The organism is Desulfovibrio mangrovi, assembly GCF_026230175.1.
GTDB classification, from domain to species: domain Bacteria; phylum Desulfobacterota; class Desulfovibrionia; order Desulfovibrionales; family Desulfovibrionaceae; genus Halodesulfovibrio; species Halodesulfovibrio mangrovi.
In genome coordinates, this window is the sequence record NZ_CP104208.1 from 3,862,038 (window position 1) to 3,877,719 (window position 15,682).

General features: G+C 57.7%; 18 protein-coding genes. 4 read left to right on the plus strand and 14 right to left on the minus strand.

Annotation, left to right across the window (positions count from 1 at the left end; translation table 11 throughout):
* Positions 1-67: 67 nt before the first annotated feature.
* The 11 genes from N1030_RS17265 to N1030_RS17315 all read right to left on the minus strand — a co-directional run bounded on the left by N1030_RS17265 (position 68) and on the right by N1030_RS17315 (position 10,942).
* On the minus strand, positions 68-1,324 hold the full coding sequence (locus N1030_RS17265; RefSeq protein WP_265826818.1) for an ABC transporter permease: 1,257 nt from the start codon (positions 1,322-1,324) through the stop codon (positions 68-70).
* 2 nt (positions 1,325-1,326) lie between these two features.
* Positions 1,327-2,601, minus strand: coding sequence for an ABC transporter permease (locus N1030_RS17270; RefSeq protein ID WP_265826819.1), 1,275 nt, complete (start codon positions 2,599-2,601; stop codon positions 1,327-1,329).
* Between the two features lie 258 nt (positions 2,602-2,859).
* Positions 2,860-4,467 carry a sodium:solute symporter family protein gene (locus tag N1030_RS17275; RefSeq protein WP_265826821.1) on the minus strand — a complete coding sequence of 536 codons (1,608 nt, stop codon included), beginning with the start codon at positions 4,465-4,467 and terminating at the stop codon, positions 2,860-2,862.
* An 11-nt stretch (positions 4,468-4,478) separates the two neighbouring features.
* Positions 4,479-4,643 carry a symporter small accessory protein gene (locus N1030_RS17280; protein WP_265826822.1) on the minus strand — a complete coding sequence of 55 codons (165 nt, stop codon included), beginning with the start codon at positions 4,641-4,643 and terminating at the stop codon, positions 4,479-4,481.
* Between the two features lie 421 nt (positions 4,644-5,064).
* A complete protein-coding gene (locus N1030_RS17285) occupies positions 5,065-6,672 on the minus strand; it encodes a sodium:solute symporter family protein (protein ID WP_265826823.1) in 1,608 nt (535 codons plus the stop codon).
* A gap of 12 nt (positions 6,673-6,684) precedes the next feature.
* Positions 6,685-6,852: a symporter small accessory protein gene (locus tag N1030_RS17290; protein ID WP_265826825.1), complete on the minus strand. Its 168-nt coding sequence runs from the start codon at positions 6,850-6,852 to the stop codon at positions 6,685-6,687.
* Positions 6,853-6,988: 136 nt separating this feature from the next.
* On the minus strand, positions 6,989-7,345 hold the full coding sequence (locus N1030_RS17295) for a hypothetical protein (RefSeq protein ID WP_265826826.1): 357 nt from the start codon (positions 7,343-7,345) through the stop codon (positions 6,989-6,991).
* Positions 7,346-7,428: 83 nt separating this feature from the next.
* A complete protein-coding gene (locus N1030_RS17300; RefSeq protein ID WP_265826827.1) occupies positions 7,429-7,587 on the minus strand; it encodes a transport-associated protein in 159 nt (52 codons plus the stop codon).
* Positions 7,588-7,874: 287 nt separating this feature from the next.
* Positions 7,875-8,570, minus strand: coding sequence for an ABC transporter ATP-binding protein (locus tag N1030_RS17305; RefSeq protein ID WP_265826829.1), 696 nt, complete (start codon positions 8,568-8,570; stop codon positions 7,875-7,877).
* A complete protein-coding gene (locus N1030_RS17310) occupies positions 8,570-9,808 on the minus strand; it encodes an efflux RND transporter periplasmic adaptor subunit (RefSeq protein WP_265826830.1) in 1,239 nt (412 codons plus the stop codon). Before N1030_RS17310 ends, N1030_RS17305 begins: the two co-directional genes overlap by 1 nt.
* 234 nt (positions 9,809-10,042) lie before the next feature.
* A complete protein-coding gene (locus tag N1030_RS17315; RefSeq protein WP_265826831.1) occupies positions 10,043-10,942 on the minus strand; it encodes a hypothetical protein in 900 nt (299 codons plus the stop codon).
* A gap of 268 nt (positions 10,943-11,210) precedes the next feature.
* On the opposite strand from N1030_RS17315, the gene N1030_RS17320 reads away from it, so the two are divergent.
* The 4 genes from N1030_RS17320 (at position 11,211) to N1030_RS17335 (ending at position 14,234) form a co-directional block, all read left to right on the plus strand.
* Complete coding sequence (locus N1030_RS17320) at positions 11,211-11,645, plus strand: Hsp20/alpha crystallin family protein (protein WP_265826832.1); 435 nt, start codon at positions 11,211-11,213, stop codon at positions 11,643-11,645.
* An 11-nt stretch (positions 11,646-11,656) separates the two neighbouring features.
* Positions 11,657-12,019: an Hsp20/alpha crystallin family protein gene (locus N1030_RS17325; RefSeq protein WP_265826834.1), complete on the plus strand. Its 363-nt coding sequence runs from the start codon at positions 11,657-11,659 to the stop codon at positions 12,017-12,019.
* A gap of 238 nt (positions 12,020-12,257) precedes the next feature.
* Positions 12,258-13,487: a response regulator gene (locus N1030_RS17330; protein ID WP_265826836.1), complete on the plus strand. Its 1,230-nt coding sequence runs from the start codon at positions 12,258-12,260 to the stop codon at positions 13,485-13,487.
* A gap of 237 nt (positions 13,488-13,724) precedes the next feature.
* A complete protein-coding gene (locus N1030_RS17335) occupies positions 13,725-14,234 on the plus strand; it encodes a hypothetical protein (RefSeq protein ID WP_265826837.1) in 510 nt (169 codons plus the stop codon).
* Positions 14,235-14,342: 108 nt separating this feature from the next.
* Here N1030_RS17335 and N1030_RS17340 read toward each other — a convergent pair whose 3' ends face one another.
* The 3 genes from N1030_RS17340 to N1030_RS17350 are packed head-to-tail and all read right to left on the minus strand — an operon-like array spanning position 14,343 to position 15,468.
* On the minus strand, positions 14,343-14,801 hold the full coding sequence (locus N1030_RS17340; RefSeq protein ID WP_265826839.1) for a hypothetical protein: 459 nt from the start codon (positions 14,799-14,801) through the stop codon (positions 14,343-14,345).
* The gene (locus N1030_RS17345; protein ID WP_265826840.1) at positions 14,794-14,979 is read right to left on the minus strand and encodes a hypothetical protein; all 186 of its coding nucleotides are present in this window, start codon (positions 14,977-14,979) and stop codon (positions 14,794-14,796) included. Before N1030_RS17345 ends, N1030_RS17340 begins: the two co-directional genes overlap by 8 nt.
* A 9-nt stretch (positions 14,980-14,988) precedes the next feature.
* Positions 14,989-15,468 carry a hypothetical protein gene (locus tag N1030_RS17350; protein ID WP_265826841.1) on the minus strand — a complete coding sequence of 160 codons (480 nt, stop codon included), beginning with the start codon at positions 15,466-15,468 and terminating at the stop codon, positions 14,989-14,991.
* Between the last annotated feature and the right edge of the window lie 214 nt (positions 15,469-15,682).

Consider the following 15,682-nt stretch of genomic DNA (forward strand, 5'->3'; position numbering starts at 1 on the left):
GTATCCTCTGATTTGAGTCCTGGCAGAGTCTGAGCGGTGCGGGACTGGAGTTGTCGTAAATGCGTCATCAGGTTTCGTGGCTGCGCAGCACGTCCAGCACTTCCACGCGGGAAGCCTTCCATGCCGGATAGGCTCCGGCAATGAGACCGAACAGGACGGAAGCGCCGCAGGACATGGCAATCAGCAGCGGGTCATATACATAGGGGAAGTTGCCTATGCGATATACCACGGTCACGCAGAGCAGAGCTCCGCATACACCAAGAAGGCCGCCAGTGCCAGACATGAGACCGGCTTCCAGAAGAAATTGCAGCACGATGGAACGGCGTTTGGCTCCCACGGCGCGGCGTATGCCTATCTCCAGCCTGCGTGAGCGTACCAGCAGGATCATGATGGACAGAATGCCGAGGCTGCCCACCATGAAGGAAATGCCGGAACTCATGACGCCCAGTGTCCACACGAGGTCCAGAGCCTGAGTCTGCAGTATGGCCGCGTCACTGGCCGTGAGCACGGCGAAATCGTCGCGGGCTGGATCGGTTATCTGGTGCCGTGCACGGAGCAGGGCTTTTGTCTCAGCCTTGGCGGCCGTCGTATCCGCGCCGTCGTACAGGGTCATGTAGACGCCGGAGATGTAATCCTGATTGCTCATGCGCCGCATGTAGGTGGTGACGGGGACGAATACCTGCTCGTCCTGATCGGTGCCGGAAAGGTCGCGGCCCTTCTCTTCCATGACGCCTATCACTTCGAGGCCCGCGCGGTAGAAAAATACGGTTTGCCCCAATGCCAGCTCGGGCTTGCCGAAGAGCTTTTCCGCAATGGTCTTGCCCAGTACGCAAACCTTGGCCCGTGTCTCCACGTCATTCCGCGAAATAAAGCGGCCAGTGGCCGGAGCTACGGAGCGTACAGCGGTATACGCGGGAGCCGTGGCCACAAGCTGGGCTGTGGTCGTGGTGCGCTGAAAGCGAACCGGCATGTTCTTTCTTACAAAGGGAACGCCGACGCGTACCTGCGGTACGCCGCTGATCAGGGCTTCTGCATCGGCGAGGGTGAATGTGGTGGTTTCGCTGCCGAAGCGGACGGAGCCGCTATGGACGAAGCGCACCTTGCCGGACATGGCTACAAACAGGTTGGGGCCGAGCTTGGCGGTCTCTTCTTCCGCCTTTTGTACCATGGCCTTGGAAACATGCATGACGCCGGTAAGGGCCAGTGCGCCGAGGAATACACCGAGCATGGCAAGGGCCGTGCGCAACTTGTGGGTGGCAAGCGCCTGCAGGGCGATTTTCAGGCCGCCGAACAGGGTGTGCAGCATGGAAGCGGCGGTGCTCATGGCTAATCGCCTCCCCGCAGGGCACGTATGGGGTCCATGTCGGCGGCATGTCGCGCGGGCCGCAGCCCGAAAATAACGCCCACCAGCGTGGCGGAGAGCATCGCGTAGCTGAAGATCTTCCACGACAGGCGGATTTCGATGAGGCCGAGCCGGGCCAGCATCTGGCCCATGGCAAGGCCCAGAAAAACGCCCACCACGGCTCCGAGCACTGTCAGCGCCACGGCTTCAATGAGAAACTGGGTGACAATGGCCTGCCTGTCGGCTCCCATGGCGCGGCGCAGGCCGATTTCGCGCGTGCGTTCGGACACGGAGAGGTAGAAGAGGTTGGCCAGCACGAAGCCGCCTACCAGAATGGCGGCGGCAGCCGTAATGCCGAGAAATATGGTCAGTCCGCCCTTGATCATGGCGAGAAATTTCTGCACCTCGGCGGCGGAAAGGATGGTGAAGTCGTTGGGCTCGCCTTCCCGCAACCCGTGCAGGTGGCGGAGCAGGCTCTCCAGATTGATGATGTTGTCTTCCATGTGTTCGGCGTCATGGAATTTGATGCGCAGGGCGCGGAAGTAGCGGCGGTCCACGCCGAAGCGTTGAACCATGGTGGTCAGGGGGATGATGACGCGGTCATCCAGATTGGCCCCGCCTCCGGCAATGCCGCGTGGGGTGAGTTTGCCTGCTACGGTGAAGGGAATTCGGTTCAGAAAGACGCTTTTGCCTACGGGGCTGGCGTTGCCGAACAGTTCCTTTGCCACGGTCTCGCCCAGAAGGCAGACACGGGCGCCCATCTCAACGTCTCCGGCGGAAAGGTCACGGCCTTCGGCAAGGGGCCAGTTCCACGATTCCCCGTAGTTCTCCGTGGCGCCGATGGTGTTTCCAATATCCCACTTTTTGTTGCCGTGGCTGATGCTTGTTGCTCCCGATACCTGCATGGGGACAACAAGATAGGTGCCCGGCAGTGACTGACGGATGCGTTCCGCGTCATCCCACGTGAGTGTCTTGAAACGCTGGCCCACTGCCCGATTGATTATGTCGCCGCCAAGAATGAGCAGGGCGTCCGGCCCGAATGACTGCGTGATTTCGTCCGCTTTGCGGTTGGCACCGTCATGGGCGGCGATGATGACCGTGAGCGAGGCGATACCCAGCGCAATGGCCGTGATGACGAAGACTGAGCGCAGCTTGTAGGCCCACAGCACGTTCAGGGCCATGCCCTGTATGCGCCAGAAGAGGCGCAGACGCTGGCGGAGTCCGGTGCGGAAGGTTGTGGCGGTTTGCGGAGTCTTCATGGTTCGTGGCGTGCTGCAACGGTGGGAGGTTGGAGGATGTTGATCGGCATATGGTAATCATCTGCGGCAGAACCGCAAGCGGAATCGTCGGACTGATGCGTCAAACAATCATGAGGAAGCTTGCCGGTAGGTTGTCGTTTCCGCAGCCCCGTTCTTTTGCAGTACATATGAGCTGTTGGGCAGCATGCACCAGATTCCGTTTTAAATGATGAAGGGCGCGTTGCCGCGCCCTTCTCGATTGTCGATTTCCTTGGAGAGCTAGCAGTTCTGCCAGCAGGCTTCCACGTGTTCGTCGGCAAGGCTTGTGGAGAATGCGCTTACGCCCCATGCGAGCAGGAAGGCGAAGGGCAGAGCCACCACGTTGGGGTCTACCCACTGGAGCAGGAACAGCCAGCTGCCCTTGGTCGCGTCGGCAACGAGCGTGGTCTTGCCGAAGAGGAACTGGCACAGACCTATGGAAGCAGCTTCCTTTTCATGGATGAAGAGCAGCCAGAACATGGAGGTCATGAAGCCTCCGATGATGGAGACCTTGGCACCGGCTTTGGTCATGCCCTTCCAGTACAGGCCGAGCAGGTAGGCAGGCAGGAAGGCTGCACCGCACAGGCCGAAGAAGAACGCCGTGGCGCGGGCGATGACGGATTCCGGCAGCACCCATGCCCAGATGAGGGCGGCGAGAATGGTGATGACCACGCCCATCTGGTTCACCGCCATGGAATTTCCTGCGGCACGCACGCGGGTGCGCATGGCGCGGGCATAGATGTCGTGGCCCAGCGAGGTGCCACCCACGTGGAACTGGCTGGAAAGGGTGGACATGGCTGCGGCGAACATGGCCAGCAGGAACACGGCGGAGAACCACGAGGGCATCATGGTTTCGATGAATGTGGGAATGATCTTGTCAATGTTGCCACCGGCCATGGCTATGCTGATTTTGCCGAATTCCTTGAAGAACACGGCGTTGGAAAGGGCGCCGACAGTGAAAGCCACGCCCGTCATCAACAGGATGAAAATGCCGCCGTAGAGCACGGCCCGGTTCAGTTCGCGGTCGCCGGGTACGGTCATGAAGCGCACGGCAAGCTGCGGCTGGGCAAGCACGCCCACACCCACGCCGTAGACGATGGTGGTGTAGATGGTCAGCCACAGGGGCGAGAAGGGCACGGCTCCCTGCGTCCAGCCGAGCATGCCGCCTTTCTGCAATTTTTCCGGCATCAGGTGGGCCATGTCGGTGAGCATCTGGTGACCTTCCGTCACGCCGCCGAGCAGGCTGTAAGTGTAGCAGATGAGTACCAGCATCATCACGGCCATGATGGTACCCTGAAAGACATCCGTATACATAACGGCCTTCATGCCGCCCGTGATGACGTAGAGCGCCACGATGGCAGTTACGCCGAGCAGCACCCATGTGTAGGGCAGGCCGAGGGAGACTTCCACCATGCGGCATATGCCGATGAGCACGGCAGCGGCGTAGACGGGAATGAACAGGAAGATCACGCCGCCGGTAAAGCCCTGAATGAATCTGGATTGATAGCGTTTGCCCAGCAGTTCCGGAAAGGTGTGGCAGTTGAGGGCAAGCCCCATGCGGCGGGTGCGTTTGCCGAAGAAGACCATGGCGATGAAGATGCCGAAGACCAGTGTGAAAACGGTGAGCCAGAGCAGGGGAAACCCGAACAGCCCTGCCGCGCCGCCGAAGCCGATGATGGCGGAAGTGGAAATGAAGGTGGCCCCGTAGGACATGGCCATGACGAAGGGGTTCACGCGGCGGCCTGCCAGCATGTAGTCATTGGCTCCCTTGGTTTCCTTCCACCCCTTGTACCCGAGATAGAAAACGATGGCGAAATAGACCAGCGTGGTAATCAGCTTGGCGGTCATGGTGTTGCTCCCTATGCGTTGTCTCCGCCTTCGTCAGGCAGAATATCGTCTATGGAAATGGTGTCCGGCGTGCCGGTGTTATTCCAGTTGATGTAGCCGTATGCCACGCAGCCTATTGCCGAAATGATGCATAGCCAAAAGGCCAGTGCCGTGTCCCAACTGCCGAGTCCGAGCATGTTTCCTCCTCAGGGTTAACGCCGTTACAACGAAAAAGGGCCGCAGGTTTTCACCTGCGGCCCTTGTGGGTGCCTTGGTTCTAGTTCTTCTTCAGCAGCGCGTGGTCGCGCACACCCGGGGTCCGCAGGCAATCAAGCCGCTAAAGAAGAAGCTAAAAAAGAAGCTGAATGCGAAGTGCGCAAGTGCGCGTGCGGTAAGGGTGTTCATAGGGATGTTGTTTACGCGGCTGTTTTCAAATTTGTCAAGCCGGAATTTGTTGTGGATATGAAAAATAATGACGTATCACTCCTGAGTGCGGTGGTTAATACTGCATTTGGGGCAAGCAGCTAACGGGATGGAGCTGCTGCCGGTTACCGTAAGTACGGTAACAGAAAGGGGGGCGCGTTGCCGCGCCCCCCTTATTCGGTTGAGTATGGATGGTTAGCAGTTCTGCCAGCAGGCTTCCACGTGTTCGTCGGCAAGGCTGGTGGAGAATGCGCTTACGCCCCATGCGAGCAGGAAGGCGAAAGGCAGGGCCACCACGTTGGGGTCTACCCACTGGAGCAGGAACAGCCAACTGCCCTTGGTCGCATCGGCAACGAGCGTGGTCTTGCCGAAAAGGAACTGGCACAGGCCTATGGAGGCGGCTTCCTTTTCGTGGATGAAGAGCAGCCAGAACATGGAGGTCATGAAGCCGCCGATAATGGAGACCTTGGCACCGGCTTTGGTCATGCCCTTCCAGTACAGGCCGAGCAGGTAGGACGGCAGGAAGGCTGCACCGCACAGGCCGAAGAAGAACGCCGTGGCGCGGGCGATGACGGATTCCGGCAGGACCCATGCCCAGACGAGAGCGGCGAGAATGGTGATGACTACGCCCATCTGGTTCACGGCCATGGAATTCCCTGCGGCGCGCACGCGGGTGCGCATGGCGCGGGCATAGATGTCGTGGCCCAGCGAGGTGCCACCCACGTGGAACTGGCTGGAAAGGGTGGACATGGCTGCGGCGAACATGGCCAGCAGGAACACGGCGGAGAACCACGAGGGCATCATGGTCTCGATGAATGTGGGAATGATCTTGTCAATGTTGCCGGCTGCCATGGCAATGCTGATCTTGCCGAATTCCTTGAAGAACACGGCGTTGGAAAGGGCACCTACGGTGAAGGCCACGCCCGTCATCAGCAGGATGAAGATGCCGCCGTAGAGTACGGCCCGGTTCAGCTCGCGGTCACCGGGAACGGTCATGTAGCGTACGGCAAGCTGGGGTTGGGCAAGTACGCCGATACCCACGCCGTAGACGATGGTGGTGTAGATGGTCAGCCACAACGGGGAGTAGGGCACGGCTCCCTGCGTCCAGCCGAGCATGCCGCCCTTCTGCAGCTTTTCCGGCATCAGGTGGGCCATGTCGGTGAGGGTCTGGTGGGCTTCCGTCACACCGCCGAGCATGGAATAGGTGTAGTAGATCAGAATGAGCATCATCACGGCCATGACGGTGCCCTGAAATGCGTCCGTGTACATGACGGCCTTCATGCCGCCCGTGATGACGTACAGGGCGATGATGGCGGTTACGCCGATCAGCACCCATGTGTAGGGCAGGCCGAGGGAGACTTCCACCATGCGGCATATGCCGATGAGCACGGCAGCGGCATAGACGGGAATGAACATGAAGATAACGCCGCCGGTGAAGCCCTGAATGAATCTGGATTGATAGCGTTTACCGAGCAGCTCGGGGAAGGTGTGGCAGTTGAGAGCAAGTCCCATGCGGCGGGTGCGTTTGCCGAAGAAGATCATGGCGATGAAGATGCCGAAGACAAGATTGAACACCGTGAGCCACAGCAACGGAAAGCCGAAGAGACCGGCTGCGCCGCCGAAGCCGATGATGGCGGAGGTGGAAATGAAGGTGGCCCCGTAGGACATGGCCATGACGAAGGGGTTCACGCGGCGGCCTGCCAGCATGTAGTCGCTGGCGCCCTTGGTCTCCTTCCAGCCCTTGTAGCCGAGGTAGAAGACAATGCCGAAGTAGACCAGCGTGGTGAGCAGTTTGGCTGTCATGCTGTTATCTCCCTATCTGTCGTCATCGCAACTGCCGTCCGGCAGCACGTCGTCTATGGAAATGGTGTCGGGCGTACCGGTGTTATTCCAGTTGATGAAGCCGTATGCCACGCAGCCAATTGCCGAAATTATGCACAGCCAGAAAGCCAGCGCCGTGTCCCAACTGCCGAGTCCGAGCATGTTTCCTCCTCTTGTTGCAAGCCCGAAAAAACAAGAAGGGCCGCAGGTGTTGCCTGCGGCCCTTCGGGGTGTTCGTGAAGCTACTTTTTAGCAGCGCCTTGAGGCGCACACCCGGGTCCCGCAGGCAATCGTGCCGCTAAAAAAGTAAAAGCCAAAAAAGAATAGCGCAGAGGCGCATGCGGTATGGGTGTTCATGGGCAACCTTTATCTTGTGTTTTTCATTATTGTCAAGTTCGACAATGAGAAGAACGCAATGGGACAGAACATTATAACGGTGTGACTTTGTCGCGGTGGTGTGGCGCTCTTTGTCTGGTGTGCTGAATGCTTGTTTTGGCGGGGCTTGGCTGGAGCCTGTTTGTGCGGCGCAGAGAGCAAAAGAAAAGGCCGGAATTGTTCCGGCCTTTTGCTTCGGATGGGCCCCCGGCCACATCTCGCCGCTAGTGTGGCGAATAATGCGGCAGGATGAAAGTGCGATCAGGCGCTTCGGGATCACCCTCAACTATGTGAAGGGATATAGTGTGCATACCCTTAACGTCGTTAAAACCTCTATCGGTCAGTGCGGACTGAACCTGAGGGCTATTCAAACAGTTTTTTCGCGCCTTCCTTGGCGGAATCCATGGCTTCGTCAATCTTCTTACCGGCCTTCTCGGCGGGGCCTTCTTCCTTGCAGCCGGCGAGGGGCAGGGCAAGAGACAGCATCAACATGGCAACAAGCAGCAATCTGGCAAACGTCATTGGGTATCTCCGTAATAAAAACATTGGTTCCGGCAGGATAGGGGGGCATTGCCGCGCACCGCCTGTCTGCCGGAGTAATTTCTCGCGGACCTGTCTGTCCGCAGGATGGTCCTCACCAATAATGTATACGTTGGCATCCGTACAGAGGTCACATGATTATGAAAAAAAATGAAAAAGGATAGTGCAGGCAGGCGAGGTCCCCGCAACCGGGGTGATGATCGGTAGCGTTGACCGGTATATGCCGGGAGTCGTCATGGGGACTTGGGGGCCGGTGGACATGCCCGCTGTCAGGACGTGGTGTCGGAAACGATGCGTCCGTCGGCGAATTCAATGCGCCTTGCGGCTCTGGTTGCGGTTTCCGGATCGTGTGTGACGATGATGATCGTCTTGCCCGCCGCGTTGATGGATTCGAAGAGATCCAGAATATCCTTGCCGGTGGCTGTGTCCAGCTGGCCCGTAGGCTCATCGGCCAACAGCAGGGGCGGGTCATTGAGCAGGGCGCGGGCCAGCGCCACACGTTGCTGCTGGCCGCCGGACAGGCTTGAAGGCTTGAAGTGCATGCGGTCCGCCAACCCTACACGTTCGAGCAGGGCTTCGGCCCGTTCACGCAGGAACTTGCCGCTCGCATCGCCATACAGGCCTGGGAGCATCACGTTATCCAGCGCCGAGGCGTAGGGAATGAGATAAAAGCTCTGGAACACCATGCCCACAAGGGTGTTGCGGGCGGCACTGCGGGTGTCGTCATCCATGCCTGCCGTATCCGTTCCATCAAGATAATAGTGGCCGGAAGTGGGGGAATCGAGCAGCGCCAGCAGGTGCAGCAGGGTGGACTTGCCCGATCCCGAAACTCCCTGAATGGCCACCAGCTCTCCGTGACCAATGCACAGATCAAGCGGCTTTACCGCCTCCACGGTCAGGTCCCCCTGCCGGAATGTGCGGGTCAGGGCCTCGGTCCGCACAACGTATGGCGCTTTGCTGGTCATCAGGGGGTCTTCTTTCTGGCGGACGCTGTGGGCAGGACGATCTTGACGGCCAGCTCGTCGCCTTCGGAGAGCCCCTCAAGCACTTCGCTGGACGTCTGTCCAAGCAGGCCGAGCTTGGGCTGGACTTGCCTGATGCCTCCTCCGGCTGCCTTGACGAAGACGTATTGTTCGCCGTCCACCCATTTGAGCGCATCGTTGGGCAGGGCGAGCACGTCCTTCTTTTCCTCCACAACCACGGTGCACTGGGTGGTCATTTCGGGCCGCAGCTCGGAAGCTGTTTCCGGTGTCAGACGGACAAGTGCCTGATAATAAACGATGTTGTCGCGGATTTCCGGTTCCGGATAAATCTGGTTCACGGTGCCGTCAAAGATGCGGCCGGGGTAGGCGTCTACGCGAAACTCCACGGGCATGCCGGGGCGTATGCGGCCCACGTCGGTTTCATCCACGTAAATCCACATCTCAAGTCGGGTCGGGTCAAGAATGGTGATGAGGTTGGCCACTTCCAGCCCCGCCACCACGGTCTCACCCGTCTGGGCGGCCACCTGGCTGACAACGCCGTCTATGGGGGCGTATATGGTCGTATAGGTGATGCGTACCTGCGTGGACTTGAGGGTTGCCTGCGCTGCGGCAACGGCTTCGCGGGCCTTGGTGCTCTCAAGCCGGTACTCGGTTTCAAGCCGCTTGAGGGTGGCGCTACGCGCCTTTTGGGTATTCTTTGAAACGGTGAATTTCTGGTTGGCGTCGTCCAGACTGTCCTGCGAATCCAGCTTCTGTTCCACCAGTTTCATTTTACGCTTCAGGCTGAGTTGCAGATATTCGGCCTCGGCCTGTGATGCTTTCAACTGGGCACGGGCTTCATTGATCTGCAGGGGATACACCGTGTCCACACGGGAAAGTTCGGCTTCCGCTTTGCGCAGGGCTGCTTCGGCTTCGGCAAGGCTGGCCTGTTGTTCGCGGTCATCGATTTCCGCGATGAGGTCGCCTTTCTTTACGCTGTCGCCCACGCGGACATACATCTGCTTGATGAGGCCGGTGGCGCGGCTGCCGGTTTTGACTATGGCTCCCACCTCGGGCTTGATGATGCCGGTGGCTTCAAGCGTGGCGCGGACGGTCCCCTTGGTGAGGCGGGCTGTTTCCAGCACCTTGGTTTCCTGCGATGTCCTGCCTGATTGCCAATACCATGCGCCCGCACCGACTGCGGCGAGAAGCAGGGCGAGTATGATCAGTCTGTTCCGCATGCGTTTCCTGTGATTCATTGTTTGCAGCACAGCGTTCCGTTGAGGGGATGCCCCAACGGGAGCGCACGATAACTGCGTGGACGCATACTATAATACAGTAATCGCATTAGGCCACCCCAAATGCAGAACGATTCCTGATTAGTCGTAAAAAAGGGCGGAGCTGTTTGGAAGCTCCGCCCCTTCTGTTGCATGGGGAAGGCATATGGGGGCCTCAAGGTACGAGGCTGCGCCCTGCTAAATGTCGACCACCTCGCATTCCATGCACTTTTCGCCATCCTTGAAGCGGATGCCGAAGTTGGCCCAGAACGCTTCCATAAGGTCGATGCCGTCGGAAAGGTCAACGGCGTCTTCCTGAAACTTGTAGCGGAAATACTCGAGGAAGGCCCGGGTGTTGTTGTCCAGCATGGGGGCTTCCGCAATCAGCGATTCCTTTTCACGCAGGGACTCGTAGTGGTCCATGGTCGCATACGCAAAGATGATTGCGTAGGAAAGCTGCGCGATTTTCCCGCGTACCGCTCCCAGAAAATCGTTGATATTCTGTTTCTCGCGGTACTCCATGATCTGGAAGCGGAACCAGTCGTAGTACTCCGCCTTGTTGCGGATGATGGCAAGGCTGCCCAGCAGGGAACGCTCAAGGTCTTCCTTGGCAAGGTCGGAAAGTTCTTCCTTCAGTACTTCACGCAGTACGGCATCGCGGAACTCAAAGGACTTTCTGGCCGCGGTGTACTGGTCGTACAGCTGGTACAGGTTCATGAAGTAGTTGGCGTACCTGTCCAGCTTATGACGGGTGAGTACGGGGAAGTGCCCCTTGTTCACCAGCAGGGTGAATTCGTGCCAGTAAATGGCGTAGCGGATGTGATTGTCGTAGGCGGTGGAGAAGATGTTGGGATGGAAGAGCAGCACATGACCCTGCGGGGTGAATATGGCCTTGGAGACGGGCTCCATGCCGGGAATGGATTTGTAGGTGCCTGCCTTCTGCAGCTCGGTTACCGTGGCATCGAAGTCCTTGGGAACAATGATTTCCTTGATGCGGAACGCCATGGTGTAATGCTTGGAGGCTTCTCCCAGCATACCGAGCTCATTGATTATTTCCTGCTGTTGTTCCTTGGTGCCGATTTCAACGGTGATTTGCATGAATTCTCCCTGTCGCGAAAGTTTGCGGGGAGCTTCCCCGCGCGTTTTGGGTATACCGTCACGCCCCGGCCCGCAAGAAAAAATGGCATCTCCGGTATTCGCCGGAAAACTCTTGAAGCGACGATAATTTTTGGCTGTGGAATGTTTTCCACAGGGTAACATTATGTAATAAAGCGCTAATGATGTGTTGACAGTTTTTTAATGGGTATTACTTCAAGAACGAAAAAAGCAAATCGAGCTCCCGAAGAGGGGCTCAAAGGAGGTGCCCATGGTTATCGATTTCAGTTCTTTCTATGACTTCCCCAGAGAGGTTGAGCGCTTCTTTGACGATGTGGCCCGCTTCCGCAGAGTGGGAACGGGCGGCGCTACGTACCCCCTGCTTAATATCGCAGAAGACGAAGAGAACTATTACGTTGAGATTCTTGCTCCCGGAGTTGACCCCAAGGAAGTGGAACTGACCCTCACGGAGAGAAGTCTTGTCATCAAGTGTGTGCGCAACGCCGCAGAAGGCCGCTATCTGCGACAGGAATGCCCTGCCGGAACATTTCAGAGGGTTGTGTCCCTGAACGTTCCTGTAGAACGCGACAAGGTAATGGCTTCCGGAGCCGACGGCATTCTGAAGGTTGTCCTTCCCAAGGCGGAAGGCGTGAAGCCGCGTAAGATTTCCATAACCGCCGCTGACAGCAAGGCGATTGACGTATAAGGAGGCCGGACATGACAAACGAAGTTGCAAAGACCGAAACGGCACTGCGGCGTATTGTTCCCGCTTCTGATATTCTTGAGCGTGAAGATGGCTTCCACATCATCATGGATATTCCGGGTGTGGTGAAGGAAGCGCTGGCCATTGAGATCGAGGAAAATGAACTGAAGGTTACCGGCAAGGTCGAAAGGCAGTCAGACTCTGCAATGCGCCGTATTCATACCGAGTTTGGTCCGGTGGAATATGTACGTACCTTCACGCTGACCGACATGGTGGACAAGGACAAGGTTAAGGCGTCGATCAGTAACGGCGTGCTGGATCTTTTTCTGCCGCGGGCAGAGGCGGCCAAGCCCAGGAGGATAGAGGTAACCACCTAGGTTGGAATGGGATACCGCTCTCCTTCCCTATGCGGAAGGCAAGGATTGAAAGGAACGTCCGGCAATTGCCGGACGTTTTCGTTTTTTTAATAATGTTGCTTCCATAGTATCCTGACTTATTGGTAAGGTGTAAGGACAATCGTTACAGGGTGGCTCATCATGGCGCGGGAGGCGTGATGGCTTGGCGGTGCGGGATGTGACCTCTAGCTTGAGGACGTGCTGAGGGGAGTTTGCCGAGATGAAACTGCGAGTCCTGTTTGTTGATGACGAACCCAATGTGCTGAACGGATTACGCCTTGTGTTGCGCTCCTTGCGAGACAAGTGGCATATGGCCTATGCGACAAACGCTGTTGAAGCGTTGGGCATGCTGGCCGGAGAAACCTTTGATGTAATCATTTCGGACATGCGCATGCCGGGTATGGACGGGGGAGATCTGCTGGCTGAGGTGCAGCAGCGCTACCCGCACATGCTGCGCATCATTCTGTCGGGCTACTCCGATCAGGCCATGATCATGAAGACGGTGAAGCCCGCCCATCAATTTCTTTCCAAACCATGCAACCACAAGGAACTGGAAGAGGTTGTCGAGCGTTCCATGCAGTTGCGTGGCGTGCTTGGCAATGATCGTGTGCGTTCCATTCTTTCCGATGTGGAAGCGCTGCCTTCCCTTCCTGAAGTCTACCAGGCGCTAGAGGCTGAACTTGGTAAAGAAAATCCATCTTTGCAGTATCTTGGTGATATCATTGAACAGGACATGGGGCTCACCGTTTCGTTGCTCAAGCTGGTGAATTCGTCCTTCTTCGGGCTCCGCAGACATGTTTCCAGCCCTCATCAGGCCGTTGTGCTGCTGGGGACAGAAACCGTAAAAAGTCTCATGCTGATACTCGCTCTGGTAAAGAAGTTTCATGTCAATAGCTCCCTCAAGGTGGATGCCTCATTGCTGTGGCAGCACAGCACATACACAGGGCATCTGGCTCGGTGTATTGCCGCCAAGTGTCAGGCAAGCAAGGAAATGATAGATTACTCCTTTATCGGCGGCCTGTTGCACGATGTGGGTAAGCTGGTGCTCCTTACCCGTTTCGAGAAGGAATATGCAGAGGTGTTGAAGCTGGTGCGCGAGGAAGGATTCTATATTCTTGATGCTGAACAGCGAGTTTTCGGAACAACACATGCCGAGATGGGAGCCTATCTGCTTGCACTCTGGGGGCTGCCTGCGCCGGTGGTTGAGGCCGTGCTTCGGCATGATGCGCCAGTTATTTCCGACGAGGGCGTCTTTACCCCCCTTGCTGCTGTTCATGTGGCCAATGTGCTGGAACGCCAGTTGCGCATTATTCACGAGGATTACCTGTTGCCGCAGTTGCACGAGGAGTTCGTCCATAGCGTTGGGATTGCCCACCGTATTGACGACCTGACCGAGGCGTGCAGGGGAATGCTTGACGCAGACGACTGCCGGGAGAGTGTGGCCTCCTGATTCTTAAGTCCCTTCGAGCCCGGAGCCGTAACCTGTTCTTCTCATTTCCCTAATGCATCCCGTTTCGCAGAAGGCGTAACGGCTGGTTTTTTCGTCCTCTCTTTCGGGGTTGCCATGCAGGGGGCAAATCTGTATTGTCCCCCCCTTCGCGTAACTGACATTTGCCGCAGGTTCGGCCTGTGGCTTTTTTCTTCCCGTTGATACAAATTTTGCATCACAGCCAAAGAGATCGAGAATATGATGACGAAAGAACTGTCTGCTGGCGGCCGCATTGAAACAACCTGTTCCCGCTGTAGCGATATCACCGGCCACATCATCGTGGCTATGGTGGGCGATGCCATCGTCAAGGTTGAGTGTCAGGCCTGCGGCAGTGTCCATAAATACAGAGAGATTCGTAAGCCCAAGCTGAAGTCCGAGACCTCCGGTGTTCGCAGGGTGCGCCCCGGTGAATCCAGAGAGCAGGCCGTGTCGCAGGCACGTTCCGAGGCTGCCAAGAAGGCCGCTCAGACTCGCGCCAACCAGCGCGCTCAGCAGGAAGCGGAAGCCGTGATGATTGCGTGGAAGTCGGTCATCGTCTCCAAGGGAGTCGGTGAGGCGCGTCCCTACAGCATGCGTGAGAGTTTTGCGCCCGGTGATATCGTTGACCATCCCACTTTCGGCATGGGCGAAGTGCAGGGCGTTACCCGTCCCGATAAGATGGAAGTGCTGTTCAAGGACGGCGTGAAGGTACTGCGCTGCACCCTGTAGTAGCCGCCGTATTGTGACGAAACAGGGCAGCGGATTTCCGCTGCCCTTTTTTGTTGCCGTGTGTGCGGGACGATGGAGGGGCGTGAAACGCCGGTTCTGCCCTTCCTATCAATGCAGCCTTCTTGAGCCGCCAGCCTGGGGGGTGCTGCCGGAGGATTTTCCGGGGCCCGTTTGGGCGTTGTCCTTCCTGACTCCCTTGGCGAGCTGGCTATCCGGTATGCCGGGGTAGGGCGGTCTGAACCACTCCAGAATGCTTTCCGCTGATGCCCGGTAAATGCCGTCCGAGCAGCGGCGGGCGGGAAAAGCGTCTTCCCGTATCCAGCGTTTAATGGTTTGCGGGCCGGCTCCTACCGCTTTGCCTATTGCCTGCAATCCCACGAAAACAGGGACGGCGGCATGCACGGGCATGCCCGTCGGGTGCCGATGGGATTCATCATGAGGCCGTTCAAAATCTCGCTCGCCCCCCCGCTCCAGTTCGGTAAACGGCCATGCAGGCTGGGCACCCGGTCTGCCGAACGTCGTTTGCTGCGGCGGCAGGCTGTCGCAGCGAGAGGCTGACCTATGCATCCGGCACCTCTGTCTTTTCTTGTCTATCGCCTGTTCCCCTTTCCTTTACCTGCGGGGCGGGCGTGCCTGCTGCGATGATCTGCACTCCCCTTGTTTCCTTCTCATGATTGCCTATATCGAAAGGGAGCCAGTTCATGCCTTCGATGGCCTTTATGCGGAAGTGGCTTGGTGTATACATGGCTGTTCTCTAATTGGTTCGCAGACTGTGTGCGGTTGCCATAAAGGCCGCGTTGCGGAATGTGGCGCATACAGGGGGAATGCTTCTCTGCGCGGCAAGGAGGAAAGGGGCGTTCGACACAAGCTGAAGATGGTCCGCTTCCAGCATGGTGAGGCAGGCGCCCGTCTCCGTAACGCCCAGTGGAGTGATTCGTGCTTCAGCCATAACGAGTGCCCCCGTCCTCAGCTTTTCTGCACACCATTGTGCTGCAAGGCCCCGTACGAGCAACGGCAGGGCATGGTGTCTGTCGGGATGGGATGAACAGGGTTGTCTGCCGGAGAATCCTTGGAGCATGCTGTCGTTATAGACCATGCTTTCCTGTACGCGTAGCAGGACGATAGCCAATTCGCCCTGTGCGTCCTGTCTGATCTGCGGTGTGTCCATTACCTTTCCCATGAGGGTTGCCCTGTTGATACTGGGCGATCCCTGTTGCAGCCTTGTTGCGATCATGGCCTATCCTTCTCTGTTGCCGGATGATTCGATCTGTGTCCGGCTTTTGCAGCGTTGTCTGTATTGTCGCACCGTTCAAGTTGTGAGTGTGTCCGGTGAGACGGTGGCTTCCTCGGTCAATATGATATCGTTTCGCCGGTTGCAGTTCGGCGGGTAAGGGGCGTTGCCAGCGCCAATCGGCCTGCCCAGCCGGTTGTGCGGTTTGTTCGATAGT

Bases quoted from the DNA above. Each gene is read 5' to 3' on its own strand.
- N1030_RS17265 (WP_265826818.1), bottom strand. From the start codon at position 1,324: ATGAGCACCGCCGCTTCCATGCTGCACACCCTGTTCGGCGGCCTGAAA.
- N1030_RS17270 (WP_265826819.1), bottom strand. From the start codon at position 2,601: ATGAAGACTCCGCAAACCGCCACAACCTTCCGCACCGGACTCCGCCAG.
- N1030_RS17275 (WP_265826821.1), bottom strand. From the start codon at position 4,467: ATGACCGCCAAGCTGATTACCACGCTGGTCTATTTCGCCATCGTTTTC.
- N1030_RS17280 (WP_265826822.1), bottom strand. From the start codon at position 4,643: ATGCTCGGACTCGGCAGTTGGGACACGGCACTGGCCTTTTGGCTATGC.
- N1030_RS17285 (WP_265826823.1), bottom strand. From the start codon at position 6,672: ATGACAGCCAAACTGCTCACCACGCTGGTCTACTTCGGCATTGTCTTC.
- N1030_RS17290 (WP_265826825.1), bottom strand. From the start codon at position 6,852: ATGCTCGGACTCGGCAGTTGGGACACGGCGCTGGCTTTCTGGCTGTGC.
- N1030_RS17300 (WP_265826827.1), bottom strand. From the start codon at position 7,587: ATGACGTTTGCCAGATTGCTGCTTGTTGCCATGTTGATGCTGTCTCTT.
- N1030_RS17305 (WP_265826829.1), bottom strand. From the start codon at position 8,570: ATGACCAGCAAAGCGCCATACGTTGTGCGGACCGAGGCCCTGACCCGC.
- N1030_RS17310 (WP_265826830.1), bottom strand. From the start codon at position 9,808: ATGCGGAACAGACTGATCATACTCGCCCTGCTTCTCGCCGCAGTCGGT.
- N1030_RS17315 (WP_265826831.1), bottom strand. From the start codon at position 10,942: ATGCAAATCACCGTTGAAATCGGCACCAAGGAACAACAGCAGGAAATA.
- N1030_RS17320 (WP_265826832.1), top strand. From the start codon at position 11,211: ATGGTTATCGATTTCAGTTCTTTCTATGACTTCCCCAGAGAGGTTGAG.
- N1030_RS17325 (WP_265826834.1), top strand. From the start codon at position 11,657: ATGACAAACGAAGTTGCAAAGACCGAAACGGCACTGCGGCGTATTGTT.
- N1030_RS17330 (WP_265826836.1), top strand. From the start codon at position 12,258: ATGAAACTGCGAGTCCTGTTTGTTGATGACGAACCCAATGTGCTGAAC.
- N1030_RS17335 (WP_265826837.1), top strand. From the start codon at position 13,725: ATGATGACGAAAGAACTGTCTGCTGGCGGCCGCATTGAAACAACCTGT.
- N1030_RS17340 (WP_265826839.1), bottom strand. From the start codon at position 14,801: ATGCATAGGTCAGCCTCTCGCTGCGACAGCCTGCCGCCGCAGCAAACG.
- N1030_RS17345 (WP_265826840.1), bottom strand. From the start codon at position 14,979: ATGTATACACCAAGCCACTTCCGCATAAAGGCCATCGAAGGCATGAAC.
- N1030_RS17350 (WP_265826841.1), bottom strand. From the start codon at position 15,468: ATGATCGCAACAAGGCTGCAACAGGGATCGCCCAGTATCAACAGGGCA.